At 23.3% G+C, this 17,177-nt stretch carries 17 protein-coding genes; 16 read left to right on the plus strand and 1 reads right to left on the minus strand.

Going from position 1 to position 17,177, the window contains the following annotated elements; genetic code table 4:
• Positions 1-3,204 precede the first annotated feature (3,204 nt).
• Both ACE38S_RS00310 and ACE38S_RS00315 read left to right on the plus strand, forming a co-directional pair.
• A complete protein-coding gene (locus tag ACE38S_RS00310) occupies positions 3,205-4,155 on the plus strand; it encodes an IS30 family transposase (RefSeq protein WP_374695852.1) in 951 nt (316 codons plus the stop codon).
• Between the two features lie 1,594 nt (positions 4,156-5,749).
• Entirely contained in the window at positions 5,750-5,908 is a 159-nt protein-coding gene (locus tag ACE38S_RS00315; protein WP_374695853.1) for a hypothetical protein, read from the plus strand.
• A 333-nt stretch (positions 5,909-6,241) separates the two neighbouring features.
• Here ACE38S_RS00315 and rnhC read toward each other — a convergent pair whose 3' ends face one another.
• On the minus strand, positions 6,242-7,141 hold the full coding sequence (rnhC, locus tag ACE38S_RS00320; protein WP_374695854.1) for a ribonuclease HIII: 900 nt from the start codon (positions 7,139-7,141) through the stop codon (positions 6,242-6,244).
• Positions 7,142-7,239: 98 nt separating this feature from the next.
• Here rnhC and ACE38S_RS00325 point away from each other — a divergent pair, with 98 nt between their 5' ends.
• From ACE38S_RS00325 to nadE, 14 genes are all read left to right on the plus strand, one after another.
• The gene (locus ACE38S_RS00325; RefSeq protein ID WP_374695855.1) at positions 7,240-7,581 is read left to right on the plus strand and encodes a holo-ACP synthase; all 342 of its coding nucleotides are present in this window, start codon (positions 7,240-7,242) and stop codon (positions 7,579-7,581) included.
• A 157-nt stretch (positions 7,582-7,738) separates the two neighbouring features.
• The gene (locus ACE38S_RS00330; protein ID WP_374695856.1) at positions 7,739-7,918 is read left to right on the plus strand and encodes a hypothetical protein; all 180 of its coding nucleotides are present in this window, start codon (positions 7,739-7,741) and stop codon (positions 7,916-7,918) included.
• Positions 7,919-8,199: 281 nt separating this feature from the next.
• On the plus strand, positions 8,200-8,580 hold the full coding sequence (locus ACE38S_RS00335; RefSeq protein ID WP_374695857.1) for a hypothetical protein: 381 nt from the start codon (positions 8,200-8,202) through the stop codon (positions 8,578-8,580).
• A 79-nt stretch (positions 8,581-8,659) separates the two neighbouring features.
• On the plus strand, positions 8,660-9,274 hold the full coding sequence (locus tag ACE38S_RS00340) for a hypothetical protein (protein WP_374695858.1): 615 nt from the start codon (positions 8,660-8,662) through the stop codon (positions 9,272-9,274).
• A gap of 180 nt (positions 9,275-9,454) precedes the next feature.
• Positions 9,455-9,577: a hypothetical protein gene (locus tag ACE38S_RS00345; protein ID WP_374695859.1), complete on the plus strand. Its 123-nt coding sequence runs from the start codon at positions 9,455-9,457 to the stop codon at positions 9,575-9,577.
• A gap of 179 nt (positions 9,578-9,756) precedes the next feature.
• Positions 9,757-9,903 carry a hypothetical protein gene (locus tag ACE38S_RS00350; RefSeq protein WP_374695860.1) on the plus strand — a complete coding sequence of 49 codons (147 nt, stop codon included), beginning with the start codon at positions 9,757-9,759 and terminating at the stop codon, positions 9,901-9,903.
• A gap of 242 nt (positions 9,904-10,145) precedes the next feature.
• Complete coding sequence (locus tag ACE38S_RS00355; RefSeq protein WP_374695861.1) at positions 10,146-10,322, plus strand: helix-turn-helix domain-containing protein; 177 nt, start codon at positions 10,146-10,148, stop codon at positions 10,320-10,322.
• Entirely contained in the window at positions 10,309-11,097 is a 789-nt protein-coding gene (locus ACE38S_RS00360; RefSeq protein ID WP_374697098.1) for an IS30 family transposase, read from the plus strand. The genes ACE38S_RS00355 and ACE38S_RS00360 overlap by 14 nt, the downstream gene beginning before the upstream one ends.
• A gap of 939 nt (positions 11,098-12,036) precedes the next feature.
• Positions 12,037-12,285, plus strand: a complete 249-nt coding sequence (locus ACE38S_RS00365) for a hypothetical protein (RefSeq protein WP_374695862.1) — start codon at positions 12,037-12,039, stop codon at positions 12,283-12,285.
• Between the two features lie 405 nt (positions 12,286-12,690).
• Positions 12,691-13,077: a hypothetical protein gene (locus tag ACE38S_RS00370; RefSeq protein ID WP_374695863.1), complete on the plus strand. Its 387-nt coding sequence runs from the start codon at positions 12,691-12,693 to the stop codon at positions 13,075-13,077.
• Between the two features lie 9 nt (positions 13,078-13,086).
• On the plus strand, positions 13,087-13,371 hold the full coding sequence (locus ACE38S_RS00375) for a hypothetical protein (RefSeq protein WP_374695864.1): 285 nt from the start codon (positions 13,087-13,089) through the stop codon (positions 13,369-13,371).
• 409 nt (positions 13,372-13,780) lie between these two features.
• Positions 13,781-14,026, plus strand: a complete 246-nt coding sequence (locus ACE38S_RS00380; protein WP_374695865.1) for a hypothetical protein — start codon at positions 13,781-13,783, stop codon at positions 14,024-14,026.
• A 399-nt stretch (positions 14,027-14,425) separates the two neighbouring features.
• Entirely contained in the window at positions 14,426-15,730 is a 1,305-nt protein-coding gene (gene obgE / locus ACE38S_RS00385; RefSeq protein ID WP_374697099.1) for a GTPase ObgE, read from the plus strand.
• A complete protein-coding gene (gene nadE, locus ACE38S_RS00390; RefSeq protein ID WP_374695866.1) occupies positions 15,730-16,482 on the plus strand; it encodes an NAD(+) synthase in 753 nt (250 codons plus the stop codon). Before obgE ends, nadE begins: the two co-directional genes overlap by 1 nt.
• The last annotated feature ends 695 nt before the right edge of the window (positions 16,483-17,177 follow it).

Consider the following 17,177-nt stretch of genomic DNA (forward strand, 5'->3'; position numbering starts at 1 on the left):
AAATTATCATTTTTTTTACAATTACAATATATCATTTATTATCTTTATTACGATTCAATTTGTCTAATTGAATTAACTTTAAATTACTATTTTATGATAGTTCTTGTTAATTTAACGGTTCTGTTTTATTATTCTCTCTGTTTTAGCTATTAATCTGATTTATTACAAACAATTATAGTTGTTATGCTTGTTCCCACTAACACAATAGCACCTAAAATGCTAAGTCATTTTTTTATTTCTCCTCAATTATAAAATAACTGCCTATAGTATTTTTTATAATTTTTCAACCATGATTATTACTAGAAGAAAAATGATTATTTATTTTTTTAAAATGATTGTAAATAAGTTTAATTAAAGTATCAATACCATTATCAAAAATTGATCAACCTCAACCACTATAATTTTATTTATAAAAATTAGTAATTTCTGATTTGATTTGATTTTTAAATTATTGATTATTATTTCTTACTAGCAATAAATATGTTGTTACCGTAGTTCAAAACAAATAACTATTATATAATGGTGCATTATACATATTATTTTCTCGTTTTTTATTGGAGTCTTGATTTTGTGTTTTACTAGTTCTTAGATGATCACTAACATAAATATTTGAATTACTATTATACCACCAGAACAATTTTTATTATTATAAGTAATAAGTGCAGTTGTTATATTAATATTTGTAACTTTAATTTTTTTAAAAAATATAACTTAGGATTTAATTCTTTAACATATTTTAAAATTGTTTGTTAAGAGTTATCGGCTATTTATCCTAAATTACGATTTGTAATAATAAAATCTCATAATTTAATTTCTAATAATTATTTTACTAATTCATTTTGTTTTTCTTTTGTTAAATTTCTTCAATTTTGGTTTATTTTTAATAATTCCTTTAATTATTTACTTTATTTAAAATATTTTTTTAATTAATTAATAAAGTTATTTTTAAATTGTTATTGAAACTCTTTTTAATTAATATATTATTCAGTTTTTTTAATAATTTCTTCAATAATTTTTTTGTTTTCTTCTGTTTCTTGTTTTTTTATATAATTTTTAATTTATTTTTGGTTTTTTTTAATTATTCTAATGCTTTTTTAGTTTTTTATAAACTTTTTATAATTTTTTTTTGTTTTTTATCTATAGCTTTTTCTAATAATTCATTACATAATTTTATTTTATTTTTCAATATGTTATCTATTTATTTTTCAAATTGTGTTTCAAATTTTTGTTAAAATTATTTTGAATTAAAATGTTTTTCCATTTCTTCTTCAAGGAAATTATAAATAATTTTTTAAAATTACTGTCAGTGTTAATTTTATGATGTTTTAACAATTATTCAGTAATTTGTGTTTTACCAAAAATTTCTGCAAAAACTAAAGGTGTTAATTTTATTTTTTATTAAAGATTTATATCAGTATCATATTTTTTTAATTTATCAAAAATTTCTACCGAAAATAGATTTATTAAATTATCTTTTTTAGCTATAGCATTAACATTTATTTTAGGATATTTTAACAATTTTCGAACAATTTCCATTACTACCAAATACTACTGATAAATGCAAAGGGTGTTATAGCATTAATAGCTATAAGATTAATATTAATGTCAGGATTTTTTAATAATTATTTTATAATTTCTATTTCATCCAAACGCACTGCATTGTGCAAAGGACTTGTATTGCAAAAAGGTTCTGTTTTATTTAAATTAATATTTTTATGTTTTGGTAATTCTTATACAATTTCTGTATAATGAAGATAAAGTGCTTATATTTAAGGGTAAAAAATTATTTTAATTGTCATTTATCATTTTTGATTTCGGAATTAAATTAATCAATAATTTAATAATATCTAAGTTTTTTTGATAAATACTTATAACTAAAAAAAATTTTCTTATTTCTATTTGTTTTTGTATGTAATTTAAAATTTCAACCTTAATTTTTTTATCAGAAAATTTTTTTGTTTTGTGATTTATAAAAAATATTTACTACTTATTAAATTATATTATAATTTTCATTTTATTTTATAAAAATTTCATTAATTATATCTTGATTATTATAAATAATATCATACATTTTTTGATTTTTATTATTTTTTTATTAATTTTTATAAAATTTCTATTCTAAATTTATTAAATTGTTCTGAATATTTTTTTTAAATCACCTCTTAATTATTATGTATAATCTTTTTAATTTATTGTTTGATTTTCAATAAATATTTTTTTTGAATATTTTTTAATATGTTTTGACTTTCAGTTATAACTTTTTTTAATTATTGAATATTTTTAAATTTTTTAATTTATATAAAATTTCTAATATTTTTTCATCACATTAAAATCTCATTGCTTTACTTGTAACAAAAATCAATCTTACTAAATCATTTTAAATGTTTTAATTTTGTTTATTATTATAAGTTGCTAAATTTGTAATTGCATTATTTAAAGTATCTTTTGAAATAATAATATCTTTTTCTTTAGTTAGTTTGTTTTTTTCTTTTATCACAACATCTAATTAACCTTCTGAATATGCTCCTGTATAATTTAAATTAATCTTTTGAAAATTATATTTTTCTGCTACTTTTGTATTTAGTGTTTTTAATTTTTATTTCCTTGGTTTTTAAATCTTCACCTTGTAAATTTTTAATTTTATTATCTAAATATTTTTTTATTATTATTATAATTTACATAAGAAATAGATATTAATATTTCTTCTTTTAATTTTTTTATTTTTTTTATTTTTTTCATTAATTTGTTGTTTATTTTTTTGTTTTTCTTGCTTCAATTAATTCTTTATTTAATTTATTTAAATCTTTTTCCATATTAATTTCTTCTTTAATTAATTTGTTAATATTTTTGATATTGTTTTCAATTTTTTTTATTTCTTCTGGATTTTTTTTTAAATTTTTACTTGTTATTTAAATTTATCTAATTCTTTTAATTTATTAAGTTTTTATTGAACTTATCATTATAAGTTTTTTTGATTTGATTTTTGTTTTTTTGATTAATTTATTAAGTTTTTCTAAATTGGTTTTTATTTTTTATAGTTTAGTAATTTCATTTTGATTATTTTGTTTTATTTTTTTAAAAGTTCATCATCAAAATGCTAAATTATACTTGTAAGTGCAAGTAAATAAAATTGCAAAAAATTTCATATAAAAATTTCATGATGCTAAGTTTATTTTAGAAAAATTAAAGCAAGGAGTTTTTTATATGGGATATAAACATCTTGGCATAGATGAAAGAATTTATATTGAGAATCAATTGAAATTTAAATTAAAAATTAGTGAAATAGCTAAAAATCTTAATCGAAGTATTAGTACTATTATTCGAGAAGTTAATAGAAATAAAGATAATAATCATTATTTTTCATTAATTGCACAAAATAAAGCAGAAAATAGAAAACAATCACATGTTTATTTTCATAAGTTTAAAAATAGAGAATTAGTAAAATATGTACAACAAAAATTATTATTAGGTTGATCGCCTGAACAAATTTATGGAAGAATTAAAAATTTTCATAAAGAATGAATTATTAGTTTTAAAACAATTTACAATTGAATTTATTCTGGATTACTTGAAAAGGTTACTAATAAAAATTTAAGAAGAAAAGGTAAGAAACGAAAATCTCAAGAAAATCGCGGTAAATTTAATGGTAAATCATTTAAAGAACGAAATGTTAATGTTAATAATCGCATAACTGTTGGCCATTGAGAGGGTGATACTATAGTATCACCGCGAGGTAAAAGTAAATCATGTTTAATAACTTTAGTTGAAAGAACATCAAGATTTACTTTAGCAATGTTAGTTGAAAATAGAACTACTAAAGTTATTAACGAAAACATTAGCCATTATTTATCAATTCTTCCAAATAATCTTGTTAAAACTATAACATTTGATAGAGGTAAAGAATTTGCTAATTGACAACAACTTGAAAAAAATTTAAATGTGAAAATTTATTTTGCTAATGCATATTCACCCTGACAAAGAGGTACTAATGAAAATACTAATGGGTTAATTAGAGAAAAATTTCCTAAAAAATTTAATTTTTCAAATACCACGAAAAATGCAGTTCATAAATTTATATTGTCTTTAAACCATAGACCAAGAAAAATACTAAATTATCTTTCACCAATCGAATATTTGGTTAGAAAAATAATTTAGTTGCACTTAACTTTACAATTAGGCTAATAAAAAAAATATTTTCATATATTAATTTATGTAAGGAGTTTTTACTTAAAACTAAGTCTTTATTTAAAGAGTTGATTAAAATCAACAGTTCCTAAATAATATTAATTATCAATATAGTGATTATATTCATAAAAATATTTGTGATTTATATTTTGAATATTATATTTTTAATATTGTAATAAACATGCCGGTGGTGTTTTATTTTTGTATTATAATTTTAAAAAAGGAATTCACGGAGAATAATTAAAAAATAAAGTACCTAAAAATTTAAAAACATTTTTCGTTGGCTTAAAAAAGATGAGCGTTGATTAAAAATAAAAAATAAAATTAAAGAAATTAAAAGACAACGCCCAAGATATTAAGTTAAAGAATTAGGATTATTACAAATGGATGATAAATATTTTATGCCAAGTAAATTTCCGGTTGATAAAAATGTTATGTTTATTATTTTATTGATGAAATAATAATAGGAACATTTGGTTATATTTATGATAAATTAAGCACCAGGAGAAGTGCTATTGATGCTGTTAAAAGAGCAATAAATTGTTTTAAAAAAATATTTTGCATTAAAATAACATTAATTAGAACTGATAATGGTTCTTAATTTATTAATATTAATCGAAATAATCTAAAAAGTACTGTTAAAGAAACTGCTTTTATTTAATTTTTAATAGATAAAAATATTTTACATCAAACAAAACCAGTTAGTTATCTACAGTCAAACGGTAAAATTGAAAGATTTCATCAAAATTATAATAAGTTATTTGTATCTGATGAAAAAATATTGGATGCAGTTGGTTTACAAAACAAACTTAATGATTACTATTATTTTTATAATTTTGAAAAAGTACATAAATCTTTAAATTTTCATACACCATTTGAATTTTTAAATAATTTAAATAAATAATTTAAAAATTATAAAGTTTTATTTAAACTATTTTTAGTGTATCAATTTTATAAATTTTATTTAATGTTTTTTGTTTACAACCGGCTTTTTTTTGTTTTTATTACTATTTTCATAAATTTCAATTGGGTTTAAAACAACAATCAACATTTTATAAATTTTATGAACAGTTGTTTTATTTTGATTTATTTCATAAACTGTTTTTTTAATTTAATAATTAAAATTTTGATATTGTTGAATTGAATTAATTTTTCTATTGTGATTTTTTTGATACATTGTGTTATTTATCCTTTTTTAAATTTGGATTTTAACACAATATTTTTATTTGTTTAACTGTTTCATTTAATTTTACAATTCAATAATTTGAAACTAATCATAAAACTAATTATTGGTTAATTTGTTTTATGATTAATGCTTTATTTAATTTGTATTTTAATTCGGTGGTTATATTCGCCATAGCGATCATCGAATAGATGATACTTTTTTCCGTATTTTTTCTTAAATTTCTATGCAATAAATGGGTTGTAATGTTAGTGGTAGGAGCGGTGTTAATTTTTATCTTATGTACCTCATTTCAATATTTTTATATTTTAATGAATAACTTATTTTATTTTCGTAAAAAATTAAAGAAAATAATATTACCAAGTTGACCAAATTAAAATTATGTTAAATCTTAAACAACATCGTCAGTTAAATCACAAAAAGAAGACCGTAATGATTTTAGCAATTGTAATCGCGATTTTTAATATTATTTTTTCAGCGTTATATTATCTTTATCGCGATGTTTGATCAAAAATCTTAAATTATCCTTATCAAAAATAACTTGTTTTGTATTTTAACATTATTATTACTATCTTTAGTATCATTACCTTAGTTTTTGCAATTTTAAGATTAAAAGATTTTTATTAAGTACGAATTATTGTTGGTTTTCGTTCAATTGCCTTAGTGTATTTTAATTTAATTTGAATTATTGGACCGTTGTTTGATATTGCTATTGCAACATTTTATACTTAAATAATCATAAATATTCCAAAGCCGACTTATACGCTTGTTTAGTGAGAAACAAACATAAACAGCTATTTAAATACAAAGTTAAAATAACCTATAACCACAAGTATTACTTTTGATTAAGATGAAAATAATACTTTCTAAGGATTATTTTTTTGTTAAATTAAAATGCTCTTTTAAAAATTGATTATAAGTAGTGGCGAGCATTGTTGCTTTGTATTTTCTGGCAACCGTCTTAACTGTTTCACTAGCTCCTAATGGAAAGGAAAGGTGGTGTTTCGTTTCTAGTTCTTGTATTTTTATTAGAAAGTTTGCACGACTTAAAATAGCACTACATGCAATTACTAATGATTTTTCCTCTCCTTTGGTAATAAAAACAAGATTATCTTTAATCACCGGCTTTGTGTGTTGCAAATATTCAAAGTATTTTGTTTGATTAACAAATTGATCAATAAAGATTGTTTTATTAGTTAGATTATACTTTGTTAATAATTGTATCAAAGCTTGATTATGACTCAAAGCTTTAATAACATGGGCATTTTGGTATTTATCATACCATTTATTATAAATTTCATTATTAATAATAATCGTAGCGTTTTTAACTAATTTTTTAATTGTTGGTGCTAAGGTTAAAATTTGTTGATTTGTCATTTTTTTACTATCCTTAATTGGCAAGGATGCTAATTGATCAAAGGTGGCCTTGGGTAGATAAGTAGCGGTGACAACAAGCGGACCAAAAATGTCGCCAACACCAACTTCATCATTACCAATAACATCTTTTTGAAAATAATTTATTTCAATAATATTTTCTTCCTTTTTTTTTGGCAAATAACTTGTTAATGTTGAAAAAAACCGCTGGGCTTCTTTTTCAGCATGATAACCCTGGAATAAAACACTATTGGTTTTATAAATTGTAATTGTAATCCCGTTTTTGTTAAAAACATTAACTTTATTAATATCGGTATTGTTGATGGTATATGCTTGATAAGCAGTATTAATTGTTTTAATAATTTTGGAATTAACTTTTTTGAAACTAATATTATTCATATAAAGGCCCTCATTATTTTCTTTTATAAAATTATTATATCTTTTTTCCTACTTTTTTTGTTAAAATATTAATAATATATAAAATGGAGGAAAAAATTATGATTAAAAATGTTGGGATTGATATTGTTCAAAATAAACGAATCAAGTTATCAACCGCATTCGTTAAAAAATTATTAAGTCCAGTTGAATTAAAGCAATATACAACTTTTTTTGATAAAAATGCCCGATGCCAATTTTTAGCTGGACGTTGAGTGGTAAAAGAGGCATTAGTTAAAGCCCTTGATATTAGGGTAATTTTAAACGAGGTGACGATTTATTTAAAGGATGATAATAATTTATTGGTTGAAGGATTATCTTTAGCTCAAAATGAAATTGTGCATGTTTCACTTAGCCATGAACGTGATTATAGTGTAGGCTTAGCAATTTTTTCAATTTTTTAACAATTTACAAAAATAAAAAAAACATATTTACAATCATATCGTAAGCAATATTATACTAAAATGTTTGATACTGTTTTAAAATATTATGGTTTATGAGATGGCACAAACTAACATCCTTATGGTTTTGATTTATTAGTGCTAATTTAGTTGACCAAATGTGTGACAAAATGAATTAATTATTGCTAGATTAGATAATGGCACAATGGAATCAGTAAGAGTCATAACTGAATATGACAATATCGATGAATTAGAAGCAACAAAATATTTTGAAAAAATAGAGGCATGACAAGAGAAAATGCAAACCAAAGAGATCGAACATAATAATAAATTAATGTAATATGATGAAATTGGTAATAATCAAAATTCCTTACAAGGTAGAACAGAAATTAAGGAGATTTAAAAAATGAGTATAATTAACCCACAGGGGTTATCGAATAATTAAGAAGGCAGACCCACAATACTTTAATAGATATAAGAGAAAACATAAAAGATAATGGACATTGAAATGGTATTTTCTTTTAATGTTTATATTTTGTATATCCCGATACTAAAACAAGTTGAAAACCTAATAATGCTAAACCAAGTAATTACGATATTTATTCACGAATATTTGATAATATGGAAAATACGATTGTTAAATGACAAAATAGTTTAAAAATAGTACAAAAATATAAAGGCGAAGAAATTAACATCTTAACAATTGATGATTTTAGTAAACAACCAATTAACTCAACTATATTAGTCAATAATGAAATACTTTTTGTTATAAAATTAAAAGATAAAAATAGCAATGTTTATTGAAAATTAATTGATGGTGAAAACATTTATGATATTAATCTAATGTTAAAATACTTAAATCAATATAAATTAAGTTATTTTATGAATAATGATAATAAAGCTGATAATTTTTATACGAAAGAGGTTAAGGTTGGTAAATATTGAGATGATTATATGGTTGATGATAGAAGTTCAATTCAATTTGTGAAAGCTAAATTTTAACAAGTATTTACCAAGCAATCAACCGAAAGATAATACACTTTATTAAGTTTAGATGAAGATGCAAGTAAATTAAATATTAATGATTATTATAATTTTTATACTTGTATTTAATGACCATGGTTTAAATGTTGGTGGTGGTAATATAAATATAGCCCCACAAGATAGACAATGATTATATCCATCTAATGTTATTAATTATTATTCACCATATGATGGTAGTTTTTTATGACAAGAAATTACTTTTTCAAGTATTAATGACAAAATTAGTAATAGTGGTTTATCAGTGCGACAATTTATTCAAACATCAGCACCCGGTGAAGGTTATTGTTTTCCTAAAATAACTTATGATGAAAAAACAAATACATCGACTATTGAATTAGATGAGATTTTATTAAAAGACCCGGGTGTTAGAGCAATGGCAGTTAAATTTTATGGCAATCCTATCTTTTTTGATATGCCTGTAATTGGGAGACCAATTATTAAAGGTAAATTTAATAAAAAAGTAATGAATTCACGTGATTTATTAATGTATAATATGTATCCTTGTCCACCCAACAAAGTAAATACTTATGCTTCACCCAAAGTAAGTTTATATAACATTCAAGGGATTCAACCAATTATGATAACTGGTTATAAAGATTGAAAAACAGATATGGAGAGTAAATATGACTTTTTAAATCAAAAAAATAGTTAAATTATTGTTATAACTGATAAAACAAATTCAACAGCAACAAATCCCACTGTTGGCACAACTATTCATACAGAAGATAATGATTATAAATTTTATTGATCAAAATATTGAAAAATAACACCACCAAACAAAATAAAAACAAACGGTGGTATAGTTGACAATATTATTAGTACTCAAGCATCATTGTATTTTAGAAGAAGAGATGAATTTGATAATACAGTTGATCAAGTTCAAATTGAATATAATAAAATGGGTGCATGTAATGTTTGAGATATTTTAAATATGAATAATTTTATTAATCGCTAAGTTACTGTTTTACCTTTAAACTATACGCAAAAGTTAGTATTTAATCCTTTTACGATACCGGGTTAAGTTGGTAAATTATTAAACTTTATTTCGTTTGGTATTCCATGAGGTTGAATTATTAATTTATTAATCAAGATTTAAAAACTTGACCTAATTTTCAATGATTAAATGGGTTTTTTATGAGTGCTAATATTTATAGTTTTTATACTGATGCATTTTGAGGTGATAATGTGAAAAATAAAGGTTATTTACCATTTGAAATATTTAGAGAACAAGGTAATATGATAAAGTTGGTGTTATTTTTGGAGCAAATGCTACTAGCCTAGGGTTTACTACTTTATTAACTGATAAATTAGTAAGTACTGTTTTAACTAAGGATGGTAAAACAACAAACAATATAGTTTATTAAACATATAATCTAAAACAATTAAATCAAAAAAACTAACCGAGTTTATTTAATGCTAAATTATACTTGTAAGTGCAAGTAAATAAAATTGCAAAAAATTTCATATAAAAATTTCATGATGCTAAGTTTATTTTAGAAAAATTAAAGCAAGGAGTTTTTTATATGGGATATAAACATCTTGGCATAGATGAAAGAATTTATATTGAGAATCAATTGAAATTTAAATTAAAAATTAGTGAAATAGCTAAAAATCTTAATCGAAGTATTAGTACTATTATTCGAGAAGTTAATAGAAATAAAGATAATAATCATTATTTTTTCATTAATTGCACAAAATAAAGCAGAAAATAGAAAACAATCACATGTTTATTTTCATAAGTTTAAAAATAGAGAATTAGTAAAATATGTACAACAAAAATTATTATTAGGTTGATCGCCTGAACAAATTTATGGAAGAATTAAAAATTTTCATAAAGAATGAATTATTAGTTTTAAAACAATTTACAATTGAATTTATTCTGGATTACTTGAAAAGGTTACTAATAAAAATTTAAGAAGAAAAGGTAAGAAACGAAAATCTCAAGAAAATCGCGGTAAATTTAATGGTAAATCAATTAAAGAACGAAATGTTAATGTTAATAATCGCATAACTGTTGGCCATTGAGAGGATGATACTATAGTATCATCGCGAGGTAAAAGTAAATCATGTTTAATAACTTTAGTTGAAAGAACATCAAGATTTACTTTAGCAATGTTAGTTGAAAATAGAACTACTAAAGTTATTAACGAAAACATTAGCCATTATTTATCAATTCTTCCAAATAATCTTGTTAAAACTATAACATTTGATAGAGGTAAAGAATTTGCTAATTGACAACAACTTGAAAAAAATTTAAATGTGAAAATTTATTTTGCTAATGCATATTCACCCTGACAAAGAGGTACTAATGAAAATACTAATGGGTTAATTAGAGAAAAATTTCCTAAAAAATTTAATTTTTCAAATACCACGAAAAATGCAGTTCATAAATTTATATTGTCTTTAAACAATAGACCAAGAAAAATACTAAATTATCTTTCACCAATCGAATATTTGGTTAGAAAAATAATTTAGTTGCACTTAACTTTACAATTAGGCAATTAATGAATGTACAAGAGCAGTAAATGCTCAAATACCAGTTGGTCGTAGTGAAAAAGATAATGATTGTGAATTATTACAAACACCCAATGGAACAAATTGTAGTTATATTATTGATATGTTTTAAATACAAGCATTATATAAAGATAATTTTAAAATTATCTTTTATGCTGATAATTCATATACAAATAATAAATAATATTATTTATGATTATCATTATAAAATTTTCGTGGAAAAATAAAAATTACAATAAATAATTATTTACGCGATATTACAATTAATTATAAAACTAGTTTTTTGTTACTACACACACGATTATGAAATACCAACATTTAATTACCTTGAATATGTATTACTACCAGTACCATATAACTATAAAACTTATACCAAAGATATTATTCAGGCTAATGCAAAATTACCCATTAACTTTAATTTTACAGTTCAACAACAATGTAAAGTCGGATTAAGTAGTTGAATTGATTTATCTTATTATATATAAGAATATACAGGGTATTATAAAACTGAAATTGATTTAAAAGAACTTGACCAAACAATTCAAAGTGTTAGTAAATTTCAAGATGCTTATAAAACGATTGAAATAAGTAATCTTAATAATTTTTCTATTACCAATAGTGCAACTAAAATAGCAAATTATGGTTACTATATAATATAGAATTATTTATAGAAAGAGGACAACGTAATTTTAGTGTTGGTGAAATATTTGATTTTAATTTTGAAGAAGATGGAATCAAACAAAAAACAAATGCTAATTTTTATCAAAATAAAATTATTAAAACAGATGAAATTTCAACATAAATTAAAACAATTTGTTATAAGTAAAGTAGATAAATTAGTACCGGTTTCTTTTTCAAAATATAAAACTAAATATCAAGACCAAATAATATTTATTTTTAATGCAAATTTTAGATACTAACCTAAAACCCATTAATAATATTCAAAATGTATATTTACAAGCATACTATACTAATGATGTAAAACTAAAAATTAGATTTACAAATATTATATTATCAAGGTTTGTAGGAGTCGCTGGTTATCTTAATCGAGGACATAATGCTAATTTAACTTTTTCAAATAGTTCTTATTATTTAAACTTTACCTATAAAAGTAAAAATCAAGTAAAAATTACAATTAAATCAAATTAAAAAACGGAATTATTTAAAAGCGCGCCCCAAAAAGTAAGTAAAATAAAAAAGATTTTACTAAATTTTTATATGGGGGCATTTATATGACAATAAAATAACAAAAATATAACAAATATACATCATAATTTAGAAAAAAAATAATTAATGAAATTAAACAAAAAAGTTGTTGAATAGCAGCAAAACAATGTAATCTAAATTAAAATACAGCAAGATCTTGATGAGCAAATCATAAAAAAAGGAAATTAAACAATCTTAAAGAACATAAAATTTATTTTGGCAAAAGAAATTTTTAATATTATAAAACAAGGCATTAATTATTAAAAAGTTCCATGACTTTTATAATTAAGCATACCAATAATCATCTCTTTTATTAAACAAAATTGTCGTGAGTATTCAATAAAATTATTGTTAGAAATAACAGGGTTTAAACAACGGCGTTATTTGTGACCGAAAAACGTTATTAAAGAAGGGTTTGTGTGGTGTAAAATTGTTTTTCCTAGTGGTATTCGCATTACTTTTGCGGGATATGCGAATGGCAATAAAATTATGGGGAAAGTTGGTAAAGGCAGTGGTATTATCTCAGCTTGAACTGATGAAATGATCCATGCCGAAGAAAAAGAAATCTTAACGGATAAAGAACTAGATAAAAGATATAATAATTTAAGAGTTTCAATGTTTCGTTCAAAAAGTTTAAAAGTGTCTTATGAAAAATATACTGATGAAAATGGCAACGAACAATATAATTTAGATAATCCTATTCCTATCAAAGAATTATTTTGAACATTTCAATAATGAGATAATATGACAAAAAAATATAGCACCGTAGCAACATATTTTCATAAAACATATGCCAACCAATTTACTTTTAATCCTTTTGATAAATACCATGTCTTTTATGAAAAATTTGTCACGCCCTATTTACCGTTAAATGAAAGAATGCAAAATATTTTAAAAGAACACAACCAAGTATATTGCGAAAACAAACAAGCATTTAATGGTTTGGGAATTTTTAATTTGCTTTTAACAATGGGGGGCTGTTTGAAACAAAATTCCGGATATTCTTCAAAAACTTGTTTTAACAAATAAAGAAGAACGACCAGATTTATTTGAACTTGAATACTACGGTTTTGAATATAACGATAATGACCCGAGCATTTATGTTTTACGAAATTATCGTAAATATATCCAAGCGTATAATTTACAAGATTTTTATAATTCAAATACAAAGCAGTATCAATTTGATAGCTATGCAATTGGTGTTGATTATGCTAATGGTGGTGTTGGACCATATGGTGTTTTTATTTAGTGGTTATAAAATTAATGCAGATAATTAATATGATCAGTATTTAATTGTTGAAAACGTTATTACCCCAAAAACATCATTAATTTAAATGAAATAGTCGAATATTACGGCCAATGAATAATTAATACCTTTGATAAATTTGATGGTTTTGAAGCTGCCACATTTCATTATGATATCAATGCCCATGACTTTATGCAAAAATTACAAGAAGATATTGCCCCTTATTTAGGTTATAAAATTAAAATGTTTAAAGCCAAAAAACAGCAAACATCACTTAATAAAGAAGCAGGGATAATTAATCGGGTAACATGAATAAGAAAAATGTTTGTGCAAGGTAAAATTTATGGCACATTAGATAATTTCCTGTTTTTAGATAAGTGCATTAGTGAACTAAGATTTAGTTACACAAAAACAAACACACTTGATAGTAAAATGTAACATGATCCATGTGATGCTCTATTTTATAGTTCCTATCCATATTGTTTTAAAATGGGAATATAAAAAGGTTTTTAAACCTTTTTATATTTATAAATTTTATTTACTTTTTATTTATTAAATAATTGGTATTTTGTAAATTGTAAATGCAATGAGAAAAAATTTATATTTTTATATAAACATAAAAATATAAACTGTAATATTAAATTCCTTAAATTTTGATATAATATAGTATATCCAAATATAAGAATTATTTGAAAATTAATAAAAAAACTATTATTAATGTTGTTTATTATAAATTTGATGGTGATGAAAAAGCAATATTTGCTTAAAATTAATTATTGAATAGTATTTTTAATTATAAAGAATAATAATGATAACATGGTTAGAAAAGGATATATTATGAAATTTATTGATGTTGCAACAATTAAATTATTTGCAGGAAAAGGTGGTGACGGGGCCGTCGCTTTTCATCGTGAATTGTATGTCCCAAAAGGTGGTCCTTCTGGTGGCGACGGAGGTAATGGCGGTAGCATTATTTTTGTTGGTGATGAAGGAATTAATACCTTATTAGATTTAAAATATCAACGTGAAATTAAAGCTGCCGATGGTAAAAATGGAATAATTAAAAATATGCATGGTAAAAATGCTTCTAATAAATATATTAGAGTCCCATTGGGTACTTTAATATATAATAATCAAACAAATGAAATTATTATTGATATTACAAATAATCAACAAAAACACGTTTTAGTAAAAGGTGGTCAAGGAGGGCGAGGAAACGCTCGCTTTGCAAATGCAAAAAATAAAGCGCCAACAATCTTTGAAGCAGGCGATTTAGGTGAAACAGTGGAGATTCGTTGTGAATTAAAAGTTTTAGCTGATGTTGGTTTAGTTGGTTTACCAAATGCAGGAAAATCAACTTTATTAGCAAAAATTTCCAAAGCAAAACCACAAATTGCTGATTATCCATTTACAACATTAACCCCACATTTAGGAGTTGTTCGGGACCAAAACCAATATATTTTTGTTGTGGCTGATTTACCAGGTTTAATTGCTGGGGCCGCTGCTGGGAAAGGGTTAGGGCATGATTTTTTACGCAATATTGAACGTTGTAAATTAATTGCCCATGTGTTAGATATGTCTGGAAATTATGGAACCGAAGATGTTTATCAAAATTATTTAAGTGTTAAAACCGAATTAAAAAATTATAATTATAAATTAGAATTACGATCAGAGATTATTGTTGCAAATAAAATGGATATTGAAATGGCAACCGAAAATTTAGTTAAGTTTAAATCACAAATGCCAGCTGTCAAAATTATTGAAGTTAGTGGTTTAATGCAACAAAATTTATCGTTGTTAGTAAACGAAATTGGCACAATACTGACAAAAATTAAAGACAATAAAGCATTATGGCAATTAGATGAACCATTAGTTGAAGCAGGGGATTATAAAGTATATACTTATAACAATCCACTTGAAACAGAAGTTGAAGTTGTTAATCTTGGGAATGGGGTTTTAAAAGTGTCAGGGGATGCTGTTTATAAGGCCTATCATAAAACACCAATTACAACTTATGATAACTTATTATTATTTAATAAAAAATTACAAGATTTAAAAGTTTTTGAAATATTACGGGCAAAAGGGGCCAAAGCAGGAGATACTGTTCGGATTTTTGATTACGAATTAAAGTGGGATGGATAATGATGCAAGATTTAAAGCAATATTTAAGTTATTTAGTAAAATGAATTAAAACAGAGATAACAAAAGCCCGATGTGATGGGTTTGTTGTTGGTTTATCGGGGGGGGTTGATTCTGCTGTTGTTAGTTTATTAGCGCAGCAAGCTTTTCCTGATCATCATTTAACAGTTATGATGCCTTGTCATTCTGACCAATTTGATCAAGAATGTGCCCAACTATTAATTAATCATCACCAATTAAATAGTCATATTGTTGATTTAACATCGACTTATGATAATTTAGTGGCATCTTTAGGTTTTGAAAGCCATCAGTTGGCATTAAGCAATATTAAACCACGATTGCGAATGACAACATTATATGCATTAGCGCAAAGTCATAATTATATGGTATTGGGAACCGATAATGCTGATGAATGATTTGTAGGATATTTTACGAAATATGGGGACGGTGCGGCTGACTTAGTTCCAATTATTCATTTGTTAAAATCAGAAGTGCAACAAGCAGCGCAATTATTAGGAGTACCATCTCAAATTATTACCCGTCCACCAACGGCCGGATTGTGAGATAATCAAACCGATGAAAAAGAAATGAAAGTTACATATCAACAATTAGACCATTTTTTACAAGAAAAAGCTGTTCCCGGGTCTATTAGCCAAATAATTAAACAACTACATCAAAGATCTGAACACAAACGCCATTTACCAAAAGCACCGCCATCTGTTTTTAGTTCGTTAATATCTAATATCAAATATTAAAATAAATTGATATTTTGAAGGAGAAGTAATATAATATTTTGTTTAATTAAAAAAACTTTTAGTAAAAAAATACTACTCAAAATAACAAAATTAATTTTAAAAACCCTGGATTAAATGTTAAGATTTATTGAAATTTAAGTTGTCTTTTTTTAAAAATTTTATTTATAATTTTCGCAATATTTTTTAGATTTTATTTTGCCAGTTTTCTTTATGATAGTTTTCTTTTTTTGTTTTGTGCAAAGTTTATAGTGATCAAACCAATTTAATTAAGATTGAATATATTTTATTAGCTCAAATGATGACGGGGATTACCAGTTTATCAACTAATCTTGCTGAATGAAAAACTTCAATTTTTTTAAAACAATTATACGTTATGGCAATTAAAAACAATTGTTTTTGTTAATTTCAATATGTTTTTATTTTATTATTTTTTTGGGTGCAACATTGTGATTATTGTTATGAACAACTATTCTTAACTCAATTAATCCTTTTACTTTTTTACCAAGTGTTAGTTGGAGGTATTTTATGTGGTTTCTACACTATTTCCTTTAATTAAAATATTAGGTTTTCCAAAACTATATTAATTATATAGTACCATTATTAAATCTTGTATTTGAACAATTATAATTATTGTTTCAAACAAATTTGTTTTTAAATGAGGGGTTAAAAATTAAAAAATAAGTTTATTCAATATT

Origin of the sequence: Spiroplasma endosymbiont of Polydrusus formosus (genome assembly GCF_964263245.1) — a bacterium.
Lineage (GTDB): Bacteria > Bacillota_I > Bacilli_A > Mycoplasmatales > Mycoplasmataceae > Spiroplasma.